The organism is Novosphingobium clariflavum, assembly GCF_026420865.1.
Classification (GTDB): Bacteria; Pseudomonadota; Alphaproteobacteria; order Sphingomonadales; family Sphingomonadaceae; genus Novosphingobium; species Novosphingobium clariflavum.
Window position 1 is genome coordinate 1 of sequence record NZ_JAPCWC010000077.1, and the last position, 1,424, is coordinate 1,424.

Annotated in this window: 1 protein-coding gene; it reads left to right on the forward strand. The window is 63.1% G+C overall.

Annotated features, from left to right (window positions below):
- Positions 1 to 838 precede the first annotated feature (838 nt).
- Positions 839 to 1,285, forward strand: coding sequence for a DUF736 domain-containing protein (locus tag OKA11_RS24285; protein ID WP_267225183.1), 447 nt, complete (start codon positions 839 to 841; stop codon positions 1,283 to 1,285).
- Positions 1,286 to 1,424: the final 139 nt, after the last annotated feature.

Sequence of the window (1,424 nt, forward strand, 5' to 3'; positions counted from 1 at the left end):
TCTCGGCGTGACGAAATGGTGGACGGGGCTCGTCGGCTAACGAGCCGGAGTCGTCAAGCGGGCATGCGGGGTATCGAGCATGCATCACGGGGGCGCCCGGCGGGGTGGAGAACTGGTGTCCTGGTCTGGGGCATCCCGCCGGGGCGGGACCGGGCTCTAGTCGCCTTCGGCTCCCGGAGCCCCGCTGCGCGGGTCTCCGCCCTGCGGGTGACGATCCCTTGCCCGGCGTATGGCCGCGGTTGTCGGATCCATCGGTCATGCGTCTTGGGCATCGGGCTCGCTTCTCTGGCGCGGATCGGACCATGTGCCGGTGGCAGCGCCGCGCATTCAGCCTTCGGCTAAGGAATCATGCGCGAAGCGCATGATGGTGTTTTTTGGGCCAGTGATTTCATCGCACCCTGCGCCGCCTCCCAGTGTCCCTGCGTGGCAGACCCGGCCGCCGGGGTCGGCGCCTCTGGCGCCTCAACAGAAATAACGGTTTCCACCCTGCGGGCGGACCCTCCGCGATTTCTGTTGCCCCCGCTGGCCGCGCCCGCCCCTTGCGACCCTGCGAGGACGGCTCCGTGTGCGATGAAATCAGGCCAGGGCTGCGCCCAACAACATAGTAAAAGAAGAATTGCCCGCTTACGCGGCCAATGCGACATTTATTTGTTTGTTACGGCCCCTGGCCGGGGCCTCTAGTCTGCTCGGACTCACCATGTACGATGAAATACTGTCAAGAAATCAATGTTATTCTGTATTTAGAGTAGAGGGTGTAGAATTAGTGTGTCGGAAGGGAAGGGGAGAGGCCCCGGCCCGAAGACTAGGGGAGAAGCCCCGATTAATAGGAGTACGTCTTATGAACATCGGTACTTTCAAGCTCGTCAATGGTCAGCTTCTGGGTTCGATCGCCACCGTTTCCATCGACCTTGCCCGTCTCGGCATGCGCCCGGTGGACAGCGACAACGAGAAGGCCCCAGCCTACGAGATCGTTGCGCTGAACGTGGCGCGGCGCTGGGTGCAGATCGGGGCGCTGTGGGAAGCCACCAGCAACTCGACCGGCGAGGTATTCTATCAGGGCCGTCTCGAAGACCCCAGCCTTGCCGAACCGCTCCAGATCATGCTCTTCGGCGAGCCCGAGGAAGGCTACCGGGTGGTCTGGAACCGCCAATCGCCTCGCCGCGAAGCCATGGACGGCAGCCGCCAGCCGCGTCGCCGCCAGCGTGACGATGCTTTCGGGGAAGGCAATGCCACCGACGACGGCCGCCTTGCCGAGCAACTGAACGACGAAATCCCCGCGTTCTAAGAGCCGACGGGAAGGGAGAGGGTAGCAGCCCTCTCCCGACCCTATTCGCGAACCACTGCCAAGGATTTGCGCCATGACCAAGGACACAAACAGCCGCCGTTTTAACGACTTCGCCGCGCTCGGTGAAGCCCTCGGAATG